The sequence below is a fragment of the Pandoraea fibrosis genome (assembly GCF_000807775.2).
Taxonomy (GTDB): domain Bacteria; phylum Pseudomonadota; class Gammaproteobacteria; order Burkholderiales; family Burkholderiaceae; genus Pandoraea; species Pandoraea fibrosis.
This window is the reverse complement of the sequence record NZ_CP047385.1, coordinates 1-25814: the sequence shown is the minus strand read 5'-3', so window position 1 is coordinate 25814 and position 25814 is coordinate 1. Positions and strand designations below refer to the sequence as shown.

Sequence of the window (25814 nt, the reverse complement as noted above, 5' to 3'; positions counted from 1 at the left end):
AATTTTGAACTCCGAATGGATATTACTACTTCAAAAGACTTCCAACCCTACTAAGCCAGAGACCACATCGGCGTTCAAGCGCTTGATGGGAGTGGTTCTTTTCGGCATCGCAATCTACTTGTGGCTCACATCGGCGGCGGTATACGTGTTCAGCATAGTCGCGGCACTCGGCTCGACGACCGCAAGCCCACATGTGCCCATGAGGTGGCTGGATTTTTTCATCATCGGCATCACCTCGCTGCTTTTTATTATTACATCATCTAATTGGAACAGGATCCCCGAGATGCTCCGATATTTCGGAAAGCGTCTTGAGGATTTTGTTGGACGCGCACTCGTTGTTGGGCATGCGCTCTGTCACGCAATAATCCCTGATCATCTGTGGTATGCGAGAAAATTTATTGGTTGGCTAGCCTCATTCTTTGCGCTCATATTCATTGTTATAGCTTTTAGATTTTCGGTTGCGCTCGCCCCTGAGATTCCGCGCAGCATCGATACTGGCATTGCACTTTCGCATTTCACAAGTCCGCAGATGTTTCTGTTTACCCTTGTGTTACTCGTCGCCACAACCTTTTCTATCTTATTGTTCCGCTTCGGCTTCTCTCGCAAATGGAGAATGATCTTTGCGAAGCCAAAGTGCGATGAAATCAAGAAATTCTCCGCCTTCGACCATGATAATTATTCAAAATTCAGGGTCGTTCATGCTTCTGATCTACACGTAACCGCGAGCCAAGAAGCGGGCCTTATTGAAACCGGACAACCGATATCGGACGATGTCGTTCGTAAAGTATTGACGTCGATAGAGCGAGATGCCTCGGATTGCGATGCAGTTCTCATGACCGGTGATATCACCGACGACGGTTCTGCGGCTGCCTGGGAGCGGTTCTTGACGCTTTGCCCACCGAGCCTCCATGGCAACCTGATCTTGATTCCGGGCAACCACGACCTCAACCTTCAACAGGGCGCTAAAGCTGACACAAGACCATTCCGGCGAAAGCTGAATTGGCTTCTCAGTGTGCCAAGATTGAAAGCGGAACGGTTCAGTAATTTTGGTCGCGGCTTGCGTCAAATTCGCGCAATGTGCGTCATGACTGAACTAATGGGAGACCGTGCGCTTCTAGTCGACCGGCGAACAAATCGCGTCGTGACTCTCGCAGACTATTCACGAAGTCACCTTGCGTCTATTAATGCGCATATCAGCAGTACTCCGGGCCCCCAAACCCCCATGTCGGAGATTTGGAGTGGCATGTTCCCGCTGGTGGTTAAATCTGGAACTCACGGCGTTGGCATGATTTTGCTCGATAGCGTAAAGCCGGCTTCCGTGAATGCCACTAATGCAATCGGCGCAGCACCATCCGATGCAATTTCTCGCTGCGAAACGTTGATGGCCGCTACCGCAGACACGTTCAAGTGCTTTGCTGTCGCCGTGCACCATCATCTCGCTGTTCCGCAAAGTAGCAGCCTCGCAACGCGATTCAAGGCCGCTTTCCTCGTGTTCGAAAACGCCATCGAGTTGGTCGAGATGCTTGTAAAGCGAGGCGAGCCTTCCGTCGTCCTTCATGGTCATCGACACCAGGAATATCTAGGCATCGTGCAGGACAGCAATGTAGCAGTCGTCGCGAGCGCCTCCGCTACAGTAGGCCATCACGGAGTCGCAGCTGGTGGTAGTTGGAGGATAGTCGAGTTGGCCGTAAGCAAAGGTGCGTGCCGATTATTGACTCTGCCCGTTCGACGAAACCTAGCATGTAAAGGCGACGCGCTAGGGCGCCTCTCCATCGAGTAGGACGAGAACGCCGCCTATTTAGCGATAGGCGGCATTGCTGACCATGCTCCGGCTGTCGGTGAAGCGCGCGGATTTGCATTGGTCTCACGACAGAAAAGACTTCGTAGGGTAATCAACCTGTGGCAATTTGAGGTCTCTCGCGAGAGCTACCAATCAGGTCACAACCGGACGGAAGGGATAACAACCGCACTCTATCGGAAATCTCGTCCTCGAGAACTCGTCCTGCTCTTGCCTCACCTACATGCCGTTCTGTTCGCTCTCGCATCATGCAAAGCGTGATGCCGGCCCCCATTTCTTTTAAAATACTCCTCTCTGCTCCGGTGATCGATCATCTGGGAAATTAGCTTTTCCTTCCATCCAGCAGGCCGTCCGCCGACTAGTCGCCACAGAAGCTCAACATCAACTGGATGGTCGTAGCAAATTACGGGGCGCTGCTTCTGCCCCTCGAAACTTTGCATCCATGTTCGAACGGCACCGCCCAAAGCTATAAGCGACATCATTTGCGCAGGCACCGTTCCCAGTTGCGGCAATACGTTAGCTAGTACGAATGAGCTACAGCGCTCTATCGGAATATCGTTCAATTCGCCGTAAAACTCCCGGCCATCCTCCGCGACCATCCCTAGGCTAACAAGCTCCGGTGCAGCTATGTCAGTGAATTCGGTGTCTATGTATATTCGACATTCCCATGGATGAAGTGTGCCCATGATCAGCGCGGCCCCGATGTTCGGTCAAACAATTGGTTGATAAGTTCGGTGATGATTTCGAACGTCCTCAAGACGGAAGAACTATCCAAATGACTCGAGCCGTGGGCATATTCATTTCGAATTTCAGGAAGCGTCTCGATGAACGTGCCAATCCAATCTTCGGCGAAATCCTCGCGCAGCAGCTCTGCGCGCGAATAATCGAGCTGTATGGATTTCAACCCCAAATCCTTCATCTGCTGAATCGCTTGAACATCTACTCGTCGCATCGCACGTGCCTTCGCCCGCTTTTCAGCCCACTGAAATCGATCATTAGCTATCGCACCTTGCTTCAAGGCTTCATTCAGCCACGCCTTCAACCCGCGCGGTCGCTTTGCACCTCTTGACGCTGAGCGCGAAGCATCGTCTTCCAGTCTTGTTCGAAGAGCGAACTCAAGTGAGGCCAACGCTTGCTGCTCTGCTACCGAATAGAAGCGATAAACAAACCACGCGTAAACGTAGAGATTCTTGGCCGTTTCAAAGTGGATATGAACCGCCGTCGGAACCCTGCTGGAGAGATTGAAGACAGCCATGTCCGCAATTTGATCTGCAGATGTGGCGAGACGAATTTCCCCGGTGTTCGTATCTTTGCGCAAAGAACACGCGTTACGACTGTCGGCTTCGCAGAGCGTGTCCAGTGACCTCGTCAATTCACACGAATTCAATGCCGTAGGGGTGGCGCCCTCTGGATCGTTCCCGCTCATTATTCCTCCACTGCGAATGGGTATGACACGTCGGAATGGGGTTGGAGAGCTGCTCCCCTAACTCCGCGATCTCTTGTCTATCAAATTGCCATACCGCTGAGCCATCCACGGAGGGGCCTCGAATCGCTTTCATCATGCCGGAGCGTATGAGTGCATAAGCGTGCTTCCGCGAGATGCCAAGAACCCCTCGCACTTCGGTCAGCGTCATCCGCTGCGCCCCTGCATTACGTAGCTGTTCAACGCTTAGCTTGCTTACTGTGCCCCAGGTCCTACCCGCTGGAGATACGTGGGTTTGTCCCTCAAGTCTTCCTTCCTCTATTAGCGCTCGAACAGTATCCCGTCCAACTCTTAATAACTTCGCCGCTACTGTGATGGGAAGCCACGCGTGCTCGCGTCTTGTGGCTAGAGACATGCGACGGTTCCGTCCCGCTAATTGCCCCACCCATTCGCGTCCTACGAACGTCTCGAACTCTCTGCGCAGAAAATCGAACTGGCTGGCACCGAACCGACGATAAAGCGCGGTATAAAAGTACCCGAATCTTGCCGACAGGCGACTCGACTTGCCATCGATGGCGGCACGGTTACCGATTTCTCGAAGCAATCCAAAAAACCCATTGGGCCAATCGATCAATACTTGCCCGGCGCCATTTGCCACACCCAGAGCAACCGACACATCGTACAAATTTGCCACTTTCGTGGGCTTTGTTCCCTTTGGGGATAGATAGGTACCGAACTGAACGCAGAGGTCAAACAGATCGACAAGGGAGAGCGCCTGAACGTCCGGCTGTCGGTACCTCAGAGAGCTAGCTGCTTTCGGAGACATCGCGTAGGCTAGATAGGCCCCTATCGCGACAGACTCATCGGAGGCATGTTCTGGTTCCACCTTCGTCAACGTATGACCACAATCACACTCGGAAACATGGCGACGCTTCCACGTTAGAGCACGATGACAACCAGGACAAGAATCGCGTAACGCAACCCGGTGCGCCGGGCAGGCGGCCATCAATGTCAAGTCCCATACTGCGCGCCAATAAGGCGCCTGAGCGAGGCAGATTGGGCAGTAACGCGGTCTTCGTCCATTCCAGCACTTCGAATCAACGCCCCCACAGTCGGGAATTTGGAGGTTCCGAAAGTACGTCACCTGCCCGCGTGTTGCCGACAATGACAGCCCACCAAGCAGGCTCTCTACCTTTACGCGGCTACCACCGCAATTCTGCGGAGAGACCAAGAAATCCAGATCACACAGCGATGCAAACCCATTGCATTCGGCGAGCCGAAGCAAATAGCCGATCATACTTTCATCGAGCATCGGTGCTGGACGCACAAGGAGCCTAGACACAGCTTCCCCTTGCGAGTTCGTCGAGCTCAATTCGTCGAACGTAACACCCATCCAGCCTTGCCGTACCTTTGGTGTCTCTGAACAGGGATATGCGAGCGGCGGCAGCCGCCCTTAGAATTTGCAACAGTAACTCCTTCCTTCGCACCGACAACTGGCTCAGCGGCAGCATATCGTCGAGGTCCGTGATATAGGTGCTGGCGTTCGTCAGCCAAGTACGGAATCGCTCGACTTCGGTCGACAACATGTTCCGTCTTTCGTCGTCAACTTTGAGGAAACCACCATCGACAAGCACAGCTCGTTGGATCGCCGTGGCCCCAATCAGGATTTCCACTTCTCGATTGTCGTAAAGCACGATGTTCGCGGCGCGCACGCCCCTGATAAAGCGCGCCAGTGGCAGAAAATTCCGCCGCTTTTTGCCCGCTGATGAACGCACGTGCTCAGCACGTGGCAGTTCGAGGCCGAGCACCCCATCCTCCCCAGACACCAGTCGGTTCGGATTGACGACGAGACCGCATCCGTCGCTATACACAAACAGCGAATGGCCGTAACCCTCAATTAAGTTAATCATGAAGTCGGGTAGGGTGAGCTCTCCACAGCGATACATTAGGAATCGCGCCGGTATCTTGGAGCGCAAGTGTCGCGATGCGAAAAGTAGCGGACCGCCGGGGTCACACAGGGCCTGAGTGCTGCTGTTCAACTCCTGTTCTGCACCCCGCGGCCATTGAGTGAACCATCTTACCGCCAGCAAGGTGGCACGCTTTTCTGCGTCCAGGTTCGCCCTTCGTCGCGGGCTGACGCGAGGTTCGCCATCAACAAAAATGGCGAAGAAGCTCGCGACGGCTAGCCAGTCGATCGCACTCATTTGCCGGGCTTCCGAGCAAAAATGCTGCTCATCTACGAAATTCGCCGCGTCTGAACCCACAATAGCGGCGGAGATCAGCATGCTGATGAGTACAGCCTCATGGGGGGCCGCAGTGGTCTTGGCTTGTCCGAACTCGAACCCGCATGCGCAGGTCGTCGACCCGGGACGATCCCATCCCACCAACGCACAGCAACGTTGGCAACGCTCCAGAAGCCAGAGTCCGTGCGACTCACAAACGGCGAGCGCACGAAAATTCCATAGGGCCCTGAAGAGTCCTCGCTCCCGGACACACGCCGGACAATACGCCACGTGCGGGTCACGAAAGAAATTGCGGCGCGCGTAGCCCTTAGCGTGCCCCGCAAAACCGTGAACGCGTTGATGACGTAGGCTGATTTCCCTCATGACGGATTCGTCTACGTCCAGCGCGCATGAAACCGCAGCCCGTTCACTCGGGCGCTCAAGCGCGGCGGTGAGATATCGGACCAAGCTCCCGAGCGCTTTCCTACCCGTGAAGCCGTTCGCCTCGCCAAGGCGCATGAAGTAACTCAGTACGTGCTCGTCATCCGCCGGACGCGGCCGGCGGACAAAGCGACGGCCACCGATTTCAGACGGCATAACCACCGAAGGGCTCCCCAATGTGCGTCAGAGGCCTCATGATGAAGCGAGGATGAAATGGGTTATTGTTCCCCCGTGCTTCGGGCCAAACGGACTCGACAAATGCGTGCGCGAGCACCTCCCGGTCGATGCTCGAACGCTTCTCGTCCAATGCGATCTCCACCGACGTGCTCACAAGCGTCATGATGTAACCAATCAGGCCATACGTCGCATAGTGAATTCGGTCCAGCATATCGCCATCCTCCACTAAATCCGGTGACGGCATCACCGGGACGTTGGCCCAGATGGAGCGCATTAGGCCATCAAAGATGCGTCTGGCACGTTTCTCAGAATTACCAAAGGGTTCGAGTGCGATGTGTCGCGAAAAACGCCGGCGTAGTTGCTCGTTACTCTGAAGAATGCGACGACATCGCCCCAGTCCCATTAGGACGAACGGCACTTTCGTGATGTTCACCAGATGCTTTAACCAGTCAGCAACCCGAGTTTCAATCTTCTCACTCGAGTGGTCGATGAAATGCTGGAACTCATCGAGAACCACCAGTTCGACCTTGCAGTTTTTGAATAACGTCACAATGCGCGAGGTCATCGCTTCAGCAGAACCCCGGGTAAATAGCGGATCACCTAGCTCCCAAAGCACGCGTTCAGCAACATTTTTTATTGTCGGTTGCGCAGGCAATTCAAGATGCAATACCGGAATTTCCGTCCCCTCAGGGGTCTCCCGGCGAGGATGATGCCTCGCGTACTCCTTACGAAGCGTGGACTTGCCACTGCCCGAAACACCGGTAATTAACAAGCAACCGGGCTCCTCGAGCGCAAACCGCCCCATGCGGTGGCATCGTTGAATCGCCGCAATTCCTGCAGCGAATGCCGGGTGTTCGATCAGTGTGCCCCGAACTCCGGCCACGATCTCCGTTATTCCAATCGCGGACGAAGACATCGACGCGATTTCGCTCGAACTTACCCTGCTCGGCGGCTGCGCCCCCGCTCTAATGACGTCACTCATGACAAGTGCCTCCTGTGGGGGGCCGGGCCTCCGACGGGATTGTCCTCGCCGCCCCCCCGCGCAGGTGGCACTCCATTCGTGCCGCGACGAACTGGGAAAAGCGGGACCTCGTGATCGTGCGCGAGGTCTTCCGTCGGTTCATCCGGCGCAAACGGCTCATCGGATTCGAGCTCCAGCGGCAGGTTTTGCTGTCGCGCCTCCGCCTGTTGCACCATGAGCTCCCGCTCATGCTTGGGCAGCGTTTTTCTTCGGTCCTTGCCCCGCAAAGCCCGGCCCGCGTCCATGGCTTTTTCCGTGTCGGCGCGCAAGTCTGCTTTCGCGGCGAGCAAAGCGTGTCGCATCGGCGAGGCCGCGTAGTCCCGACGTGCCTTGGACCGTATCCATCGGTGTTGCTCCACACTGACGCCATCCGCATAGCCTGGCATGGTGGATCGCGCTTCAAGATATCGTTTTGACTGATCATCAAAAACAAAAATGGCGCCCAAGTCATCAGGATCGGTCCTGACGGATACCTCAATGTTGCCGCATCGTCGCCTGAGCTCTTGCAGCGCTGCCGAGTTGTACTGTAAGGAATGGACCTCGATCCCGTTCTTCGTCAGGTGCCGGCGGCTGCAATTCCCGAGGTAAGCATTCACGACATCGGCGGATTTGGGCAGGCGCGGGGGAAACTTTTGTATTCCCTCATCCCACCTCTGGCTGGGTGTGCTTTGAATTGCCCGATGGAAAGTCACCGAGTAGACATCGACGATCCAGCGGTGAACGATTTCCTGCAGAGATTCGAGCGTGAGCGCCGCAGTGGCGCCAGAGTCGTACACATGCCGCTTGTCGTAGGTCGCGAATGTCGTTCCAGGCTGCAAGTGAACGAAACCATAGTTCAGCGTTTTCAGGAAGCGCTCAACGCGGCCTTTCATCTGCGGGGATCTCGTCGGGCAATAGACCACGTGCGCGCCAAGCTCAGCGCATGCCGCCTCCAAATCGTGGGCGTGAAACTCAAGCCCGTTGTCGCACACCAGTTGATGGATGAGTCCGTACGCTTTCCATTCACCGTTGACCTTGGGGAAGCGCTCCTTCACATCGACTTTGGGCAGGATCGCGTGCTTCAGGCATCGAAGCACCGAACGAACGCTCGGATTGCGAAATGAAATATGGATACCAACGATCATCCTTGAGTACCCATCGATCATAACCGTGATCCAAGGTCGCCCCAGAAGCAGTCCGGTCTCAGCGTCGACGACCAGGACGTCCAGCGGCGTATGATCGACCTCGACGCGCTCCAGCGGATACGTACATGCCGGGCCTTTTCCGTAGACGCGGACCGCATCCTGCGCGTATCGCTGCCCATAGCGGGCCTTGAGAATCGCATATCGGTCAATGCGAGAGAGCGCCTGGCGCAACATCCGATGCGTAACGTCAGGAAGCGCCTGCGTGGGAGTCCGTCGTCGGTTCTCCTGCTCAATCCTCAACTGAATCCAGTCCCGAGTTTCTCGTAGCGATTCTCGCTGCGGCGTGAGGTAAATCTTCTCAATCCCTTCGTCGATGAGCTCCGATAATCTGTCGGGCAACGACGTCGGGCGCCGGCCCCGAAGTTCATGCTTGTCGATAAGCGAACGAACATCGAGCCTCGACCAGACCCACTTCGATCGCCAGCGGTAAAAGCTCGGTACCGACGGCGGCATGGCACCGCCCGACTGAGCACCAAGCCCCGACCACACAGTCCGGAGCATTTGAGCCAGCACGGGCCGCGAGACCCCAAGCCGACCATCGGGGCAAATCGCGTTTAGGTATCGCCACTTTCGTAGCGCGCTTTGCTGGAGCGCCAACGGAAAATCCGAGAGGCTGCGTTCGAGCGTTGCCTCGGTCGAAATAGCGCTCACGCCAGACTCGAGTTCTCCGCGCGTGATGAATTTCAGCCGCCCTTGTGCAAAGTGCTCCAGAAGGGTGACGGCCGGGTAGGTGGTGCGTTGTGCGTCTGTCGCGCCGACCACGTGAATCATCTCGCCAATCATGTGTTCAATCAGGAAGATCTTGTCCTCGAGCGCGATCATCTCGCCAACCTTAAAGGAATAGGACGGCATCGTCGCGCTCCTCAAAAGCGCGCAAGCGTGTCGCGCCGGTGATTTCTTCGTCCAGAGAACAAACGATTTCGCGTGAAGCAAGTCGATGTAATATCGCCCGCCCAGACGCTCCGGCGTTAAGCACTTGCGCAATCGTGCGATTTTCCAGGCTCGACGGTGCTACCGCATCCGCCGTTCCATCCAACCATTTTTCATAACGAATGCGCAGCAGGTGCTTGATCTGCTTGAGCCGGACGGCGTTTCGTATCTGTCTATCACTCAGAATCACGAATTTGTCTTGCTGGTTACCAAACACCTCTGCGAGTCGCTCGAACTTCTCTCTGTTCGCAGGCGCTTGCAGTACGTCCGCTGGCTTTACTTCGACCAGCCAGCGTTGTCCATCGGCCCAATCAACCGCAAAGTCAGGCGTGTACGTGCGCGAGCGACCTCGTAACTGATATCGAATCGTTTTCGGCTGTTCGACGAAGCTCGTCACGCCGCGCGCAAATTCAAATAGGTGTAAGCAGTCAAACTCGAGAAGGCTTTCGCACCGGATAAGCCGTTGGTTTTTGGGTGAGAAGAATTTCGCCCGAAAACCTCGACCGGACGGAGTAACAGGATTGCGCGCCGGAACGAGGTTGTGTGACGAGGAGGAAAGGGTGCTGCGGCTAGTGCCGGCGTCTTTAGATTCAATTTCCATGTCCGCACCTACGAAAGAGTCCGCGCGCGTCGTATAAGACGCGCGGGTTCGTTGAAGACGAAACTTGGAACCAGCCAATGCCGATGTCGGCCACGTCGTGTTCACAACGTCAGCTGCCGATATGCTGGAATTCAGGCGACATAGTGTCCTTACGCGGACACACAGGGTTCGCGCGCTTTCCATGTTTCGACGAAAAAGCGGCTTGACTGTCGTGAGGCTGCGATTGATACTAAAGGCGCTAACCGGGTTAGTGTCGTTCGCTAACTCGCAACGGGACAGGCCGCGAGGTTTGTCCCGTTTTTACATTGGCGCCTCCTCTTTTACTCGGCGTTTGATACGTGACGGCTGATAAGTGGGCTGCATCCGTATCTCCTCGTCGAGCCCGGCAATCTTCCGTATCGCCACGATTTGTCCAGGCGACAATCTCCCAAGCTTCCGAGCAAGTTCTGCGTACATCCTGTACTCGTCGGTGGGCAAATCCGGAATCAGTTGAATGCTCGTAGGAGAATCCGACATCTCCCTTTCCAAGTGCGCAACTTCGTCTTGCGAAAGCCGAAGCGCGCTAGCAAAGCGATGAAGGAAATCTTGGGAGGGATTTTTGCGACCGACCTCTACGCTCGAGACATGCGACGCGTCATACTCAAGCCGAGCAGCAAGCTCCTGCTGTCGAAAGCCAGCTCTCAATCGAAGCGTCTTAAGGTGGATACCGATCGGCGTTGACATCGTGAAATGCTTGCGGGCGGTCATAAGTGTTACCAACGTTAGACCAAAGGTGAAACCGAGTCAATGCGTAAGTTATTGATTAAAAATAGGTATTTTTATTTCACTTTGCCACAAGAATGATTTCCTACGTTGGAAATCTGTGGTGGCGGGAAGTACGGTAAGCGTGCAGCGAATACATACGCGAGCGGGCACCGTGGTACCCAAGCTGGATCTGTCAGTCTCAGAGCGCCCCAATGAGGCGCAAGCAAACTCAGGCGTCCACCTATGTGCCAGACCAGACAAGTAGCTTGCGTCAAGGTTGCGCCAATGTGAAAACTGCTCGCACCCGTTGCATTTCGACGTGATGCCTTACCAAAACCCTCAAAAATTGACTGCCAGATAATTTTTATTGACTTTGGTGGGCATTCCACTATTATTTGCGTTGGGAGGAGTAGAACTGCTCCGGTGCTCTTTAACAGGTCGATTTCGTAATTCCTCAAGTGGTAGCGAGGTAGTGCCGCTTCGTCCTTTGGACGGGGTACCCGCTATGCGGGCAATTTTCGTGAGGCCTTCGGACTAACGCGCCGTCTCATTGTCGAACCGAGACGTATCGCGCCGTATCGCACGAAACGAGGCCGAGCCGCTGTCTGCGATTCGGGCGTCAATACTTGGCTCCGGAGCTCAGTGCATGCTGTCGGAACTTAGCTTCCGCGCCTGTCCTCTCCGATACCGGGTGGATTCTTGGAAGCTGTAGGCAATGTTCGGTATCTCAAAAGCTGTGTTGTGGAAGCTAATTGGAATGTGGTTCGTGGTGCTCTAACTCTCTCCGTTCGGTTACCTGCTTGTGGAAGCTGGGCATGTGCCCTGCAACGGAGAATCTCCATGAAATCAGACCATTTGAAGTACTGCATCGATGCGCTCAACGCGCTTCGTCAGAGCAAGCACCAAGAGTTAAGCACCAGCGTCAATGAAGAGTTGAAGGCACTCGTTGAGGAATTGGAACGTTGCCTGCAAGATAGGGAAGATGAAGTTGAAGTGCCGCGTCACCTGCGCATGCGCGCGTTGGAACTTATCGTTCAAGCCGCAGGTATCGTGAGTAACTTGGCAGCTCTCATTCATCGATTCTTCAACCCGAGTTGACGCAGCGAACCATTTTTTCCAAGGGTTAGAAAATGAATTTGGGCCGCGCAATCACGCTTTGTCGCAAGCAGCGTGGGTGGAACCAAGCGCAGCTTGCGGAGAAGGCCGAGATTTCTGTGTCGTACCTTTCGCTCCTAGAACAAAACAAGCGTAAGGACCCAACGTTATCGGTTATTCAGAAAATCGCTGAAGCGTTGGCTGTACCATCAGGTATTCTGTTTTTCCTCGCAGCCGATCAAACAGAACTCGCTGGGCTGCCACTTGACCTTCAAGAGAAGCTTTCCTTCACTGCACTCCAGTTGTTGAATGAAGAGCCTTCAGAACAAGCCCTTTTATAGAAACGCGCCTATAAAGAGTGTGGGCGCGCTTGCTCGGACATTGCTTTTGACCGAGCCTCAATTGCTTCAACTCGCCCGTAACGCGTCTCGCATGTACAGAAAAGTGCCCGTACCTAAAAAGGATGGCTCGACGCGGTACACATGGGATGCTCAGAAGCAACTGAAAGAAGTTCACGGACACATTAACAGCAGGATCTTCCACCGGACGATGTTTCCCCTATTCCTTCAGGGCGGAATTCGTGACCGGCTCCATCCTCGCGACTATGTTCGCAATGCCGAAATCCACGTTGACCCCACAATCCTCGTGACGCTGGATATCGCTGACTTTTTTCCAAGCACCTCCGATTCGGCAGTAATGGACATTTGGTCCAAATTTTTTCGTTTTTCTCCTGCGGTTGCGAAGTTGCTCACCATGCTCACAACCAAAGACGGGTTCCTTCCTCAAGGCGCGAGGACCAGTAGTTATCTCGCAAATCTTGTGTTTTTTTCAGACGAGCATGATCTAGTCGCTCGATTGGAAAGGCAGGGATGGCGATACTCTCGCTTGGTTGATGACATCACAATATCGAAGCAACAACGAGTAAATAGCGACGAAGTGACGGAGACGAATCGAATGCTGTTCGCGTTTGTCAACAGGCATGGCTATTCCGTCAAACGCCCCAAGCATGATGTTCAACGAAGCAACGCACGGACGTCCGTCAACGGCCTTGTGGTGAATAAGAAGGTCTCGTTGCCGAAACCTCAACGTCGAAGCATCTCCTCTCTGCTCCATCGCACAAACCTGGCTATCTCCATCGGTGAGGAGTCCACAATGCCAGTGAGCAGAGTTAGGGGACAAGCCGCTATGGTGAAACGTATGCACCCGGAGTTGGGCGAGAAGATGCTGGAGAGGTTGAAGCAGTCCCTCTCCGTAGGGGCAAGGCGACCGGCAGTCATGCCAGATGATCAGGAGGTGTCTCCGCCAATCCGGAGACAAACAAAACGAAAAAATAGTCCGGGCACGTAACGTCTCTGGCCCGTATGGCGTGAAGATCGAGCTCGACCGTTTCCGGACATGAAACAGCTCATCGACACGACGATGCCGTATTCCTACAGCCGGCTGTGGTGGGCTCCTCCCCGGATGGGGTAGCCCGCATCATCGGCTAGGCACACCGATTACTGTAACCAATTGGTCGCACGGACTTCAGTTTCGCAAACGAATAAGCAATCTCAACGGGGGCAGGATGAAGTTGATCAAATACCGGGTAACGAATTTCCGCTCTGTGAAGGACAGCGGCGATATTGAAGCTGGTGACGTTGCCGCACTAATCGGTGTAAACGAGTCTGGAAAAACGAACTTGCTGCTTCCCCTTTGGAAGCTCAATCCCGCCCGTGAAGGCGAGATTCAGCCGACATCGGACTACCCGAAGACCATGTTCGCGGATGTGCGTGACAAACCGGGGCGGTTTCGGTTCATCAGTGCCGACTTTGATGCAACGTCTCTCAGCGCCAGATTGGTCGAAAGCACGAATCTGGATGCTTCACAACTTAAAATCGTGCGTGTCGACAGGTACTTTGACGGGCAATACGAGATCTCGTTTCCTCTGTATGTTCCCGAGACGACCGTCACTGCTCTGGACATGAGGCACGAGTTGACGTCCTTATCCACAGCTCTTAAACAGACCGAGGCGCTCAAAAGCGAAGAGTCTCTTAAGCTAACACTTGTCGACGCTGTTCGCGAGCTGATCGACTCCATTAGCCAAGACTGGACTGCACAGGACTTGGATACCGCCATTGAGTTACTGAATAAGTTATTGCCAGAACAACCAGCGAAAACGTCGACAATCGTCCCTCGCGTCCAGCAAACCATCGACGTCTTAACCGGCCGCTTGTCCCAAATCCGGTCACCCGCTCCAGAGAACATCGACGGAGTCCTGAACCTTGTCCTGAACGCGCTCCCCAAATTTGTCTACTACTCCAATTATGGAAATCTAGACTCCGAGATTTATCTCCCCCATGTAGTCCAGAATCTGGAAAGAAAAGATCTGGGCGCCAAGGAAGCGGCGAAAGCTCGAACCCTCCGCGTGCTATTCAGCTTCGTTCGGCTTCAGCCCAAGGAAATTCTTGAACTCGGTCGTGATTTCAAAGACCCCAGCAATCAAAACCGGCAGCCAACCCAAGACGAGATCGCGAAGATCGCCGAGCGCAAGCGAGAGCGATCCATCCTGTTACAGTCTGCGGGCACAACTTTGACCAAAGAGTTCAAGTCGTGGTGGAAACAAGGCGACTACCGCTTCCGCTTCGAGGCAGACGGCGATCATTTTCGCATCTGGGTATCGGACGATCGACGTCCGGAGGAAGTGGAACTTGAGAATCGCAGTACTGGATTGCAGTGGTTCCTAAGCTTCTATCTCGTGTTCTTGGTTGAAAGCCAAGGTGATCACGAAGGTGCCATCCTTCTGCTCGATGAGCCGGGCCTATCCCTTCATCCTCTCGCGCAGCGCGATCTATCCGCCTTCTTCGATGGGCTGGCTAACACCAATCAAATCATCTATACGACGCATTCGCCATTTCTCGTTGATCCCGACCGCTTAGATCGAGTACGAAAAGTTTATGTCGCTTCAGATGGCTCGACTGAGTCCTCGCCAAATCTACGTCAGTCGGGGGCCGACCCAGCGCAAGCTGGCGCTGCGTATGCTGTGTATTCGGCACTCAATCTGAATGTCGCCGAGAGCTTGCTTCTAGGGTGCCTGCCGATTGTCGTGGAAGGTGCGTCTGATCAGCACTATCTCACGATGATCAAGGCTCTCCTCATTGGCGCAGGAAAGATTAAACCTCGTAGAGAATTGGTGTTTCCACCCGCAGGTGGAACCAAAACACTTCGGATCACTGCCAGCATCCTGACTGGTCGAGATGAGACTCTGCCGGTCGTTTTGCTAGATGGTGATCACATGGGCACTAAGTTGGCCGCAGAGCTTCGTAGTAGCCTCTATAACCGCGAGGAGGCGAAGGTCATATCAACAGACGAATTCGTCGAATTCCAAGGGTCGGAGCTGGAGGACTTGATTCCTCACCAGCGCTTTGTAGATGGTGTGGACCGCGTCTTTCGTGCTGCGGAGCAAACCTTCTCGGATGCCGCCTTGAAAGGTAAGCCCATCGTGCCTCAGGTGGAAGCTTGGGCCAAGCGTGAAGGCATTGAGCTCACGCTTGGTTGGAAGGTGGAGGTTGCGAAGCGTGTGAAGACCGTCTCGCTGTCCAAGGGGATCTCGGATATAGATATTGATTTGATTGAGCGATGGGTACAACTCTTTGCCAAGTTTGAGCCCTCCGTCGACTGACATGTCGCAGTTGGCGCGACTACGGGATCACGCATCGTTACTGTGAGGCTGACTAACCTGTTTCGTGCACCTACTAATTGGAGAAGTCTGCCGATAGCGAACATGAATCCGACGAACCGACAATTGCCCAGACAGAACCGCCTCGCCATGCGTGCCACTCCACGCCCCAATTAAATACCGCCATCCCGAGAGAGCGAATTGAAAATCGACACTGCGTGGGTCGAACCCCCACACTCCATCGGCGGATTGGATCACCTCGGCGCACAAGCGCCGTGCGTTCTTATTTACGGTCAGCTATTGCCGGGAATAACGAACGTCACCGACCGAGCCCGTTATTACTCCTTCTATCCGTGGCTCATATGGTCGCTCGCAAAACGCTTTCCGTATGACGAGGACGAGACATCGTTCGTCGAACGTTTTCGGCGAGCCGATTGCCTGTTCACACTGATTGCCGAACACCACTCGCAATGCACCGACAAGATCAGCGAGCGCCACGGCGCAGCGATGGTAGGTCGACAGAAACTGGTCAGCGCAGTGCAGCGAGCGCTCGACGGAGAGACACTGAAGCTAGTCAGGTTCACCGCCAACGACTCCGAAGATCGGTACTTCATGAATCGCATGGGAGGGCTTTCGCAGTATTACGCAGGAACGCTCACCGACTTACGCATGCTGCACGGCGGCAGAAAGCCGTGGTTTCAATTCACAAAGGAAGTCGGCAAGCCAATTGCCGAAGCTTTCAATGCATCGGTGCCGTCAGACCTATTCTGGAGCATCCTCGAGGAAGGTGAGATCGCTGACGACGACATTAGACAGTTGCATGCGTTCTGTCCGTGCCACCTTCGAAGCCCCGAGTCGAGTGAGCGCGAACGGCTCACCGATATCTACTTCGACCGGTTGCGAGAGTACGGCGAAGAAGGCACGCAGCGCAAGCGTTCGCTAGCGATAATCCAGCGTCTCATAGATAATCTGACGCCTGACGTCGAGTTTTCCGAATACGTATTCCGCGCCGTCATGTATGGCAACGCACTGCCGGATCGGCCGTGCTGGAGCATCCCAGCCGATCTGGCGTCCACGCGTGCGACCTGGGCCATTTACGTTCGCAACGATCTGCTATCGGTTGCGGTTCAGACGATCTTCTCGCTTGTTTTAAACAAGCTATCCCCGCAGATCGCGGGAGAGCGCTATGTGTGCGACACAGTCGAGGCGTTCGTCAAGGCGTTCGAGGAATCAGCCGTCGTGGAAGGCTTCGTTGCCGACACCAACTGTGCGACGTTCGGAGCGTGGCTCTCGAACATCGAATCTACATTGCCAGCGCTCGAGGAGTGGTCCGCTGAGGGTCACGAGATGCCGATGGCTCAAAACATGGTTTCGTCTTGGGGGCGCGAAAGCGAAGCCGCGTTGTTTGCGTCAGCCATGCGAGTGCTCGCGATCCTTGTCATTCGTGACGATTTTAGTCGTGCGCCGTATGAAGGGCTCGCGATCACGCCACAAGCACTGCGGGATTACCCCATCAATCTCGATACGTTCCGGCGCAAAGCTGCTGAGTGGCGAGAGATGTCACCAAGCGCCGTGGTCTCTGACGTCGTTGCGTGGTGCATGAATACGCATTTGCGCGTGTCGTTACGCAAACTTCATCGCACGAATTCAGCGACGTTTCGTTTCCGCCCGTCTGAGCGCGGTTTGCAACTGACAGATGGAAACATACCCGCACCGTCCAATACCACGCCGCGCTTTCGTCAAGCACTACAGATCCTGATGGACATAGGCGCGGTCGTGCGCAATGACGATAAACGTACGTTGCTGAGCGCGGAAGGCAAGCAGTTGATGGAGGGCGTCAGTGCCTGATTCGATCTCCCTTTTGAATGTCATCAAGCAAGGCGGCTTCGACGCATCACTAATCACCACGTTCAACGCGAGCCTGCCCTTCTATGAAGAGGTCTTGCTGCGTCGCTTGGTGGCGGCGGGCTGCCACCAGAACATCGTCTTGATGGATCACGCACAATGCAGCTTAAGCTGGCAATCCGAAGCGACCCGCCCGAGGCTTGCAGGCATAGCGTACTCGCTCTTGCCGGTCAACGTGCGCGGAGCATTTCATCCCAAAGTCTGTATTCTGGCCGGCAAAAAGAAGGCCTCGATTCTCGTCGGCAGCCACAATCTGACGCTATCAGGCTTCGGCTACAACCGGGAGATCACGAACTGGGTGCACGTGACGGACCGTAAGGATCAGGAAGGTGCCGCTCTGCTGGACTCGATTTGGCAGATGGCGCAGGAGTGGATCGAACTTGCACGGGAGCAGGCGCCACCCTCCCTGATCGAAGCGGTGCTTTCCTTTTCCAAAAGCGTGGCGCCGTTGTCGTCGCCAGGCGCAACCACGACGACCGTCGCGTTACATCAGCGCCCAGGAGGAGCGTCGCTTATTGAGCAAATTGACGCGCGCGTTAAAGGCGAAGTTCGCAGGATCGGGGTGACCGGTGCGTTCTTCGATAGCGACCTGGCTTTCGTCGCGCATCTGCATGAACGCTGGCCGCAGGCCGACGTGGTCATCGCAATCGATCCGGAAACCGTGCATTTGCCAAGCATGCATAAGGTGCAGGCGCGTTTCGTGGACGCGAGGCTTCTCTGGACAAACCCCAGCAATTGCGGCGACAAGTACCTACATGCGAAGGCGCTATATATTGAGCAAACGCATGACAATGGGAACGCGCTCATATCGGGAAGCGCCAATCCCAGCCGCCCCGCTTGGATGGGCGATCGAAGCCGCGCGAATGTCGAAGCCGTGATGATGCGCATTGGTCCAGACGCACAGGTGACGGCGGAGGCGCTGGGGTTGTACGGCATGTTCGCGCTGCCACCGCTCTCAGCACGCGAGCTCGAGGCCACCGCTACACGAAGCGTCACCCAAATACGTTCGATCGATGAATCGGCCGAACGCTTCTGGATAGGTGTAGCGGCAAACCCTAACGAACTGCAAATCGCAACGCCAGGCGGGGCCATCGAGCCCGGCAGCGCCTGTCTGTTAAGTGACAATCTAGACGTAATTCAAGCAAATATCGCCGTCACTCGCAAGGGAGATGTCCTGAGTATTCCCGTGTCGATCGACGTGAAGCTGGTGCGCGCGTGCGACTTGTACCTGGGTAGCGAGCGCGTGGCTAGGGCGATGATCGCTCACCCACATTTGCTGACGGCGGAGACGCGATCGTCGCATCGCCAGGTTCGCGACGCGCTCGGTGCATTGGACCCGTCCGGTGAGAGCATTTCAGAAATGCTCAAGGCGGTCGAAGCTGCGATCTTCGAACCGGCCGCCGAAGAAGAAATACAGAACGAAGTGCGATTACGGCGTGGATCGGCGCAAGCCCACATAGCGAGTGGCGGCAGACCCGACACATTCGAAATCAGCGTCACCGAGCTTTGCCAGACTAGGAGACGTCGCCGTCTAGTCGAATCCGCCGATATCATCACGCTGATCGACCTTCTGACCCGAAAATTCGGCGAGGAGCTACGTACGCAGCCGACCATGCCCATGGACAGGGCAGGCCGAACCGAGGAAGAACAGGTCAATCAGGACGACAATCCAGAGCAAACCGAAGACGGTGAGAATGTCGACGCTCAGGTTCTCCGCGATGCCGAGATTGCGCGGCGGGTTGGCAAAAAAGTGACGAGGCTCATCAACCGGATGCTCGTCAAGCTGACTAAGGCCGACAGAACTGATACCAAAGCGCGGGCGCTCGTTCAACTCATCGCCGTGCTTTCGCTCGTGAAGGAGCTGGTGCGTATTGAGCGCTTACCGCGTTGGCAAATGGCACGCGAGTTCCTCGTTCCCGAGGCAGAGCGCCGTCGCTTGCTGGACGAATCCATGTGGTGTTTGTTCAATTCCAGAACGCGGCTAATCGACACACTGACGGACGATACCAACACGGAAACCGAGGAAGCGATTCAGCTCCGTGTGTTGCTGTTGTGGTTGGCATGGATTATCGGCGAGAAGGTTCCGGAATCATCCGTCGACGCGTTCGACACGAACGGTCGGAACGAGAAGTTGCGCGCAAAGGCGATATTCCTCGCCCTCGCGCCACCTGTGGCCGCCGATGCCGCCGCCAGCGACGATCTGAGACGCTACACTGCAGCGACGCTTCGATCCAATCCATTGGACTCAGCGCGGGCAGACAAATGGATCCGGCTCACAAATGAATTTGGCCAGTTCTGGAGCAGAGACTTGTCCGACGCCCCGCAAATCGAAGTAGGCGGTTGTTGCATCGTGGGCGACTGTAATTATCCTCGGTTGGTTGCCAAGATCCACGGTGAACTTGTCGATTTCTGGGACTTCGGATCCATCCGTTCCTTCAAACAAGACTTCGTGATGGCTGTTCAGCCGGAAGTGGTGTCCGGATAGTTCGCGGGAATGCCACCCATCAGCCTCCAATCATCGAGATCCGCTGATCGGAGGAGCCGAACAACAATGGTCCGATCTTTAATCGGATTTTGCTCCCGTACGAATTGCCCGACGTCGAGCACATTCAACTCCGCACCCAACAAATCAAGCGGATTCGAATACCCACGCCCCTTACAGATGATGTACATTCGTGCCTCGGATCGACTGCGGCGTTGTCACGGTAGTCATCCAGATTCTCAGCTGGCCGGTAAGAGACGGTCGGGAGAACACCGCGCGACGAAAGACTTCGCGCTCATCATTTTTGGTCGTGCCGCAACCAGTTGGCTCGATTAGCGGCCGGTGGCGCCGTATCTGGCGTCCTACCGCGCGAGTTGTGGTGCGCCACAGCAGGGTTGCACTCCAATATCAAACAAAAAGAGGGCCTTGAACTTCAAGGCCCTCTTCGAATTTTTGCTATGGTCAACACACACCGTCATTTTGGCTCAGACGGTGCAAATGTGTGGCAGATCGAGTCCAGATAGTCTCATCAACTTCGTTACCTTGGTCTCACGAATTCGCGTCAAATCTCACGAATTCGGTTTCCCTGCAACAACATCAATCAAACGTCAATATTCCCCGCGCGCAGCGCGTTCGACTCGATGAACGCGCGGCGCGGTTCCACGTCGTCGCCCATCAGTGTGGTGAAGATGCCGTCCGCAGCGATCGCGTCTTCGATCTGCACGCGCAGCAGGCGGCGCACTGCCGGGTCCATCGTGGTTTCCCACAACTGTTCCGCGTTCATTTCGCCCAGACCCTTATAGCGCTGCTTCGAGACCTTGCTTTCCGCATCGGCCATCAACCACTTCATCGCCGACTTGAAGTTCGTCACCGGCTGCGAGCGCTCGCCGCGCTTGATCGTGGCGCCTTCGCCGATCAGGCCCTTGAACGTCTCGGCCGTCTTCAGCAATTGCGCATAGTCCGCCGTCTGCAGGAAGTCCTGATCGATCACCGTCACCTTCACGTTACCGTGGTGACGACGCTCCACACGCAGCGACGGCACGGCTTCGGCATTCTCGACGTCTTCCATCACCGCCGTGATCGTGATCTCCGGCGCGAGCGGATCGTTGCTCAATGCTGCCTCAAGCGCCTTGGCCGACGCCTGCGCCGTCGCCTCGGTGTCGAGATTGATTTCGACGCCTTCAGTCACGGCCGTCAGCACCGACGACTCGTAAATGCGGCTCAAACGTTCGATCACACCATCGGACAACTGGTAGCTGCGCGTCAGCTCGCCCAGCGCATCGCCCGAAATCGGCGCAGCGCCCGTCGTCGGCGTCAGCTCGGCATTGTTCAGCGCAAGCTTCAGCATGTACTGACCCAGCTCGCTTTCGTCCTTGATGTAGCGCTCGTCCTTGTTGTGCTTGATCTTGTACAGCGGCGGTTGCGCAATATACACATAGCCGCGCTCGATCAGCTCCGGCACCTGACGGTACAAGAACGTCAGCAGCAGCGTGCGGATGTGCGCGCCGTCCACGTCAGCATCGGTCATGATGATGATGCGGTGGTAACGCAGCTTGTCGATGTTGTAGTCGTCCTTGCCGATACCGCAACCCAGCGCAGTAATCAGCGTCACGATCTGCTCGCTCGAAATCAGCTTGTCGAAGCGCGCCTTCTCGACGTTCAGCACCTTGCCGCGCAGCGGCAGAATCGCCTGGAACTTACGGTCGCGACCCTGCTTCGCCGACCCACCTGCCGAGTCGCCTTCGACCACGTAAATCTCGCACAGCGCCGGATCCTTCTCCTGGCAATCCGCCAGCTTGCCCGGCAGGCCAACGCCGTCGAGCACGCCCTTACGACGCGTCATTTCACGCGCCTTGCGCGCGGCGTCGCGCGCACGCGCCGCCTCAACGATCTTGCCGCAGATGATCTTCGCGTCGTTCGGCGTTTCCTGCAGGAACTCTTCCAGCGCCTTCGCCACGTACTCTTCCACCGGCGCACGCACTTCCGACGACACCAGCTTGTCCTTCGTCTGCGACGAGAACTTCGGCTCCGGCACCTTCACCGACAACACGCACGTGAGACCTTCGCGCATGTCGTCACCGGTCGTCTCGACCTTGGCCTTCTTCGCCAGTTCGTTTTCGTCGATGTACTTGTTGATGATGCGCGTCATCGCCGCACGCAGCCCGGTCAGGTGCGAGCCGCCATCACGCTGCGGAATGTTGTTCGTGAAGCACAACACCGTTTCGTTGTAGCTGTCGTTCCACTGCATCGCGACTTCCACGCCGATACCGTCGCGCTCGCCCGTCACGTGGAAGATCGTCGGGTGCAGCACCGACTTCGACTTGTTGATGTACTCGACGAAGCCCTTCACGCCACCGCCAAACGCGAAATCGTCTTCCTTGCCCGTGCGTTGATCCGTCAGACGAATCCGCACGCCGTTGTTCAGGAAGGACAGCTCGCGCATGCGCTTGGCGAGAATGTCGTAGTGAAATTCGACCTTGCCGAAGATCGTTTCGTCAGCCAGGAAGTGCACTTCGGTACCGCGCTTGTCCGTGTCGCCCAGCAGCTTGAGCGGCGACGTCTCGACACCGTCGATGACTTCCAGCTCGCGGTTCTGCGGCACACCACGGTGGAATTCCATGAAGTGCTTCTTGCCGTCGCGACGCACGGTCAGCTTCAGATACGTGGAGAGCGCGTTCACGCACGACACGCCCACGCCGTGCAGACCGCCCGACACCTTGTAGCTGTTCTGGTCGAACTTGCCGCCCGCGTGCAACTCGGTCATCACGATTTCCGCAGCGCTGCGCTTCGGTTCGTGCTTGTCGTCGAACTTGATGCCCGTGGGAATGCCGCGACCGTTGTCCGTCACGGAAATGGAATTGTCCGCGTGAATGATCACGTGGATGTCATCGCAGTAACCCGCAAGCGCTTCGTCGATCGAGTTGTCCAGCACCTCGAATACCAAGTGATGCAGGCCCGTGCCGTCCGACGTGTCGCCAATGTACATGCCGGGACGCTTGCGCACAGCCTCCAGACCTTCGAGGATCTGGATGGAGGCTGCACCATAGCCGCTATCGGCCTGCTTTTGCTGTTCGCTCATGACAATCTTCCGGTTACTGCGTCATTTAACTGACGAATTACTGCTTCATGACCCGCCACCTCCGCGCGCTTTTGGCGCTGCAAAGGCAGGCTTATCCCGCAAAAGGATAATTCTCTAGAAACGCCAAAGGGGCACTCGGCCCCTTCGCGCATATGACGGCGCGTATGGCGGAATATCCGCTCAAATGCGCATCGGCATGACGACGTACTTGAACTCGTCGTTGTCCGGCAAGGTGATCAGGGCGCTCGAATTCGCATCGCCCAGACTCACCTTCACCTGTTCGACCTTGAGGTTCGACAACACGTCGAGCAGGTACGTCACGTTAAAGCCGATATCCACCGACTCGCCCGTGTAATCGATTTCGATTTCTTCCTGTGCTTCTTCCTGCTCTGCGTTGGTCGAGTTGATCCGCAGCAGGTTATCGCTCACCTGGAAACGCACGCCCTTGAACTTGTCCGACGTCACAATGGCCGCACGCTGCAACGAACGATGCAACTCTTCGCGGCTGATGAGGAAGCTCTTGTTGTAACCCTTCGGGATCACACGATTGAAGTCGGGGAACTTGCCCTCCACCAGCTTCGAGACCAGCTCGACATTCGCGAAGGTGAACTTGACCTGGCTCGGTGCCACATCGATTTCCACCTTGTCGTCGATGTCTTCGAGCAGGCGCTGCAACTCAAGAATCGTCTTGCGCGGAATGATGACTTCCTGACGCGCAAAATTCTCACCCTCGATCGTGGTGTTGCAATACGCCAGACGGTGACCGTCCGTCGCCACCGCCTCGATCTTGGTGCCTTCGACCACGAGCAGCATGCCATTCAGGTAATAACGGATGTCCTGCTGCGCCATGGCGAAATGCACCATGCCCAGCAATTGACGCAGCGCGCGCTGCGGCAGTTTGAAGCTCGCGGCATAGTCCGTCGCTGCGGCAACCGTCGGGAAATCTTCCGCCGCCAGCGTCAGCAGTTGGAATCGGCTCTTGCCGGCCTGCACCGTCAGACGCTTGTCCGACAGCGACAACGCCACTTCAGCGTCCGGCATGTTGCGCAGAATATCGAGCAGCTTGCGGGCAGCCACGGTCGTCGCCACATCATCGGCGCCAGCACCGCAATCGGCGGTGGTCGTGATCTGCAGCTCAAGGTCGGTCGACAGGAAGGAAATGTCCTGTCCGTGCTTGCGAATGAGCAAATTGGCCAGAATCGGCAACGTATGGCGACGCTCGACGATGCCACTCACAATTTGCAGCGGCCGCAGCAGATTGTCTCGTTGAGTTTTGACCAATTGCATATTTATCCTTCGTAGTAACTGTTAACGGGCATCAGTTTCTGCTGAAAACCCGAAGATTCCCTTATCAATCAATCGCTTGTGGAAGGGATAACAGGGCGGAAAACGCTGTGGACGAACAGGGGACGCATTGTGCGCCGATCCGCTATTGTGCCCGAAAACGTCAGTTCCCCCCAAACCGCACCCAGCTTATCCACAGGGATGCAGGCAACCCCGCCCGCCATCCCGCGTATCCGCCGGTTTTTACCCCTTGAGCGTCTGCTCCAGCACGTGCAACTCGTGATTGAGCTGCGCGTCCTTGCCTCGCTCTTCCGCAATCTTGCGTACCGCGTGCAGCACCGTCGTATGGTCGCGTCCGCCGAACAGTTCGCCGATTTCCGGCAGACTCTTCTGCGTCAACTCCTTCGCCAGATACATCGCAATCTGACGCGGCCGCGCAATATTGGCAGGCCGTTTTTTCGAATACATGTCGGCGACCTTGATATTGTAAAAATCGGCCACCGTCTTTTGAATGTTTTCGACAGAAATCTGACGATTCTGAACCGTCAGCAGATCTTTCAGCGCTTCCTTCGTCAGTTCGATGGTGATCTCGCGACCATGGAACTTCGAGTACGCCAGGATCTTGCGCAACGCGCCTTCGAGCTCACGCACGTTCGAGCGCAAATGCTTGCCGACGAAAAACGCCACATCTTCCGACAGGCCCACACCCTCGGCCTGCGCCTTCTTGATAAGAATCGCCACCCGCATTTCCAGCTCGGGCGGCTCGATGGCCACCGTCAGACCGGAATCGAAACGCGAAATCAGACGATCGTCGATCCCGGTGATCTCCTTCGGATACGTGTCGCTCGTGATGATCACCTGCGCACGGTTCGCGATGAGTGCCTCGAACGCATAGAAGAATTCTTCCTGCGTGCGGCTCTTGCCCGAGAAGAACTGAATATCGTCGATCAGCAGCAGATCGAGCGAGTGGTAATAACGCTTGAATTCGTCGAAAGCCTTGCGCTGGTATGCCTTGACCACGTCGGACACGTACTGCTCGGCGTGAATGTACCGAATGCGCGGATTCTGCTTTTCCGCCAGCAACTGGTTGCCGATGGCGTGGATCAAGTGGGTCTTACCCAGACCGACGCCGCCATACAGGAACAACGGGTTATACGACGTGCCCGGATTGTTCGCGACCTGAATCGCTGCGGCGCGCGCGAGCTGGTTCGACTTACCCGTCACGAAATTGTCGAAGGTCAGCACGGGGTTGAGCTTCGAGCGCTCATAGATCGACTCGGCTTCTCCCACCTGCACCGGTTCTTGCGGCGTAACCCGCCAATTGCGGCGCACCGCCTCGGCTTCGCTGGCCTCCAGGTCCGGACGCTCGCCATCGAGCGACGCCGTGTCGGCACCGTGCCCGCCATGCCCACCTGCCACCGCAGTCTGTGCTGCCGCAGCCGCCGGATTGGCTCGCGCGACGCTGGCCGGCACCGGCGCGGGTGCCGGGGGCGGGGCAGGGGTCGAGGACGGCACACGCGTACCGGCCTTCGGATCGAGCACGAACGTCACCTCGATCGGCGCGTTCCAGTAATCCGCCGCCATGCTCTGGATTCGCCCGGAGAACTGGCTCTTCACCCAATCCAGCTTGAAGCGGTTGGGGGCGCCAATCTTGAGCGTGCGTGCCTGTTCATCGAAGTCGAGCGGCGCCAGCGGTTTGATCCAGGTGCGGAATTGCTGGGGCGTCAGCTCTTGTTCGAGACGGGTCGCGCAGTGTTGCCAGAAATCGTTCAT

The 25814-nt window shown here is 56.1% G+C and carries 17 protein-coding genes and 1 pseudogene; 7 read left to right on the top strand and 11 right to left on the bottom strand.

Features of this window, described 5'->3' with window-relative positions:
• The first annotated feature begins 4 nt into the window (after nucleotides 1–4).
• Complete coding sequence (locus PI93_RS00090) at nucleotides 5–1780, top strand: metallophosphoesterase family protein (protein ID WP_144400362.1); 1776 nt, start codon at nucleotides 5–7, stop codon at nucleotides 1778–1780.
• 706 nt (nucleotides 1781–2486) lie between these two features.
• Here the strand turns inward: PI93_RS00090 and PI93_RS00080 are convergent.
• The 8 genes and pseudogenes from PI93_RS00080 to PI93_RS00050 form a co-directional block, all read right to left on the bottom strand.
• Entirely contained in the window at nucleotides 2487–3224 is a 738-nt protein-coding gene (locus PI93_RS00080; RefSeq protein ID WP_039373244.1) for a hypothetical protein, read from the bottom strand.
• Nucleotides 3172–4518 (bottom strand): TniQ family protein, encoded by a 1347-nt coding sequence (locus tag PI93_RS25040; RefSeq protein WP_407945376.1) that lies wholly within the window; start codon nucleotides 4516–4518, stop codon nucleotides 3172–3174. The genes PI93_RS00080 and PI93_RS25040 overlap by 53 nt, the downstream gene beginning before the upstream one ends.
• Before the next feature lie 37 nt (nucleotides 4519–4555).
• Entirely contained in the window at nucleotides 4556–5506 is a 951-nt protein-coding gene (locus PI93_RS24750) for a hypothetical protein (protein ID WP_236105682.1), read from the bottom strand.
• A 195-nt stretch (nucleotides 5507–5701) separates the two neighbouring features.
• A pseudogene (locus PI93_RS25035) lies at nucleotides 5702–5962 on the bottom strand (hypothetical protein); the annotation flags it as partial.
• A gap of 67 nt (nucleotides 5963–6029) precedes the next feature.
• Nucleotides 6030–7043 carry a TniB family NTP-binding protein gene (locus PI93_RS00065; protein WP_052240867.1) on the bottom strand — a complete coding sequence of 338 codons (1014 nt, stop codon included), beginning with the start codon at nucleotides 7041–7043 and terminating at the stop codon, nucleotides 6030–6032.
• On the bottom strand, nucleotides 7040–9118 hold the full coding sequence (locus PI93_RS00060) for a Mu transposase C-terminal domain-containing protein (RefSeq protein ID WP_052240866.1): 2079 nt from the start codon (nucleotides 9116–9118) through the stop codon (nucleotides 7040–7042). Before PI93_RS00060 ends, PI93_RS00065 begins: the two co-directional genes overlap by 4 nt.
• Nucleotides 9099–9797, bottom strand: coding sequence for a TnsA endonuclease N-terminal domain-containing protein (locus PI93_RS00055; RefSeq protein ID WP_158453280.1), 699 nt, complete (start codon nucleotides 9795–9797; stop codon nucleotides 9099–9101). The genes PI93_RS00060 and PI93_RS00055 overlap by 20 nt, the downstream gene beginning before the upstream one ends.
• A 300-nt stretch (nucleotides 9798–10097) precedes the next feature.
• Nucleotides 10098–10544: a helix-turn-helix domain-containing protein gene (locus PI93_RS00050; protein WP_052240864.1), complete on the bottom strand. Its 447-nt coding sequence runs from the start codon at nucleotides 10542–10544 to the stop codon at nucleotides 10098–10100.
• An 837-nt stretch (nucleotides 10545–11381) separates the two neighbouring features.
• Here PI93_RS00050 and PI93_RS00045 point away from each other — a divergent pair.
• From PI93_RS00045 to PI93_RS00020, 6 genes are all read left to right on the top strand, one after another.
• Nucleotides 11382–11639, top strand: a complete 258-nt coding sequence (locus tag PI93_RS00045) for a hypothetical protein (RefSeq protein WP_039373239.1) — start codon at nucleotides 11382–11384, stop codon at nucleotides 11637–11639.
• Nucleotides 11640–11671: 32 nt separating this feature from the next.
• A complete protein-coding gene (locus tag PI93_RS00040; RefSeq protein ID WP_039373237.1) occupies nucleotides 11672–11977 on the top strand; it encodes a helix-turn-helix domain-containing protein in 306 nt (101 codons plus the stop codon).
• Between the two features lie 46 nt (nucleotides 11978–12023).
• A complete protein-coding gene (locus tag PI93_RS00035; protein ID WP_158453279.1) occupies nucleotides 12024–12983 on the top strand; it encodes a reverse transcriptase family protein in 960 nt (319 codons plus the stop codon).
• Between the two features lie 217 nt (nucleotides 12984–13200).
• On the top strand, nucleotides 13201–15294 hold the full coding sequence (locus tag PI93_RS00030) for an AAA family ATPase (protein ID WP_039373235.1): 2094 nt from the start codon (nucleotides 13201–13203) through the stop codon (nucleotides 15292–15294).
• Nucleotides 15295–15492: 198 nt separating this feature from the next.
• Complete coding sequence (locus PI93_RS00025) at nucleotides 15493–17139, top strand: hypothetical protein (RefSeq protein WP_039373234.1); 1647 nt, start codon at nucleotides 15493–15495, stop codon at nucleotides 17137–17139.
• Entirely contained in the window at nucleotides 17132–19681 is a 2550-nt protein-coding gene (locus PI93_RS00020; RefSeq protein WP_039373233.1) for a phospholipase D-like domain-containing protein, read from the top strand. Before PI93_RS00025 ends, PI93_RS00020 begins: the two co-directional genes overlap by 8 nt.
• Before the next feature lie 598 nt (nucleotides 19682–20279).
• Here the strand turns inward: PI93_RS00020 and gyrB are convergent.
• The 3 genes from gyrB to dnaA all read right to left on the bottom strand — a co-directional run bounded on the left by gyrB (nucleotide 20280) and on the right by dnaA (nucleotide 25814).
• Entirely contained in the window at nucleotides 20280–22757 is a 2478-nt protein-coding gene (gyrB, locus tag PI93_RS00015) for a DNA topoisomerase (ATP-hydrolyzing) subunit B (RefSeq protein ID WP_039373230.1), read from the bottom strand.
• A gap of 180 nt (nucleotides 22758–22937) precedes the next feature.
• Nucleotides 22938–24044 carry a DNA polymerase III subunit beta gene (gene dnaN / locus PI93_RS00010; protein ID WP_039373228.1) on the bottom strand — a complete coding sequence of 369 codons (1107 nt, stop codon included), beginning with the start codon at nucleotides 24042–24044 and terminating at the stop codon, nucleotides 22938–22940.
• Nucleotides 24045–24284: 240 nt separating this feature from the next.
• Nucleotides 24285–25814 carry a chromosomal replication initiator protein DnaA gene (dnaA, locus tag PI93_RS00005; protein WP_039373225.1) on the bottom strand — a complete coding sequence of 510 codons (1530 nt, stop codon included), beginning with the start codon at nucleotides 25812–25814 and terminating at the stop codon, nucleotides 24285–24287.

Excerpts from the sequence above, each read along its gene's own strand:
- PI93_RS00080 (WP_039373244.1), bottom strand. The coding sequence starts at position 3,224 with ATGAGCGGGAACGATCCAGAGGGCGCCACCCCTACGGCATTGAATTCG.
- PI93_RS25040 (WP_407945376.1), bottom strand. The coding sequence starts at position 4,518 with ATGATCGGCTATTTGCTTCGGCTCGCCGAATGCAATGGGTTTGCATCG.
- PI93_RS24750 (WP_236105682.1), bottom strand. The coding sequence starts at position 5,506 with ATGCTGATCTCCGCCGCTATTGTGGGTTCAGACGCGGCGAATTTCGTA.
- PI93_RS00065 (WP_052240867.1), bottom strand. The coding sequence starts at position 7,043 with ATGAGTGACGTCATTAGAGCGGGGGCGCAGCCGCCGAGCAGGGTAAGT.
- PI93_RS00060 (WP_052240866.1), bottom strand. The coding sequence starts at position 9,118 with ATGCCGTCCTATTCCTTTAAGGTTGGCGAGATGATCGCGCTCGAGGAC.
- PI93_RS00055 (WP_158453280.1), bottom strand. The coding sequence starts at position 9,797 with ATGGAAATTGAATCTAAAGACGCCGGCACTAGCCGCAGCACCCTTTCC.
- PI93_RS00050 (WP_052240864.1), bottom strand. The coding sequence starts at position 10,544 with ATGACCGCCCGCAAGCATTTCACGATGTCAACGCCGATCGGTATCCAC.
- PI93_RS00045 (WP_039373239.1), top strand. The coding sequence starts at position 11,382 with ATGAAATCAGACCATTTGAAGTACTGCATCGATGCGCTCAACGCGCTT.
- PI93_RS00040 (WP_039373237.1), top strand. The coding sequence starts at position 11,672 with ATGAATTTGGGCCGCGCAATCACGCTTTGTCGCAAGCAGCGTGGGTGG.
- PI93_RS00030 (WP_039373235.1), top strand. The coding sequence starts at position 13,201 with ATGAAGTTGATCAAATACCGGGTAACGAATTTCCGCTCTGTGAAGGAC.
- gyrB (WP_039373230.1), bottom strand. The coding sequence starts at position 22,757 with ATGAGCGAACAGCAAAAGCAGGCCGATAGCGGCTATGGTGCAGCCTCC.
- dnaN (WP_039373228.1), bottom strand. The coding sequence starts at position 24,044 with ATGCAATTGGTCAAAACTCAACGAGACAATCTGCTGCGGCCGCTGCAA.
- dnaA (WP_039373225.1), bottom strand. The coding sequence starts at position 25,814 with ATGAACGATTTCTGGCAACACTGCGCGACCCGTCTCGAACAAGAGCTG.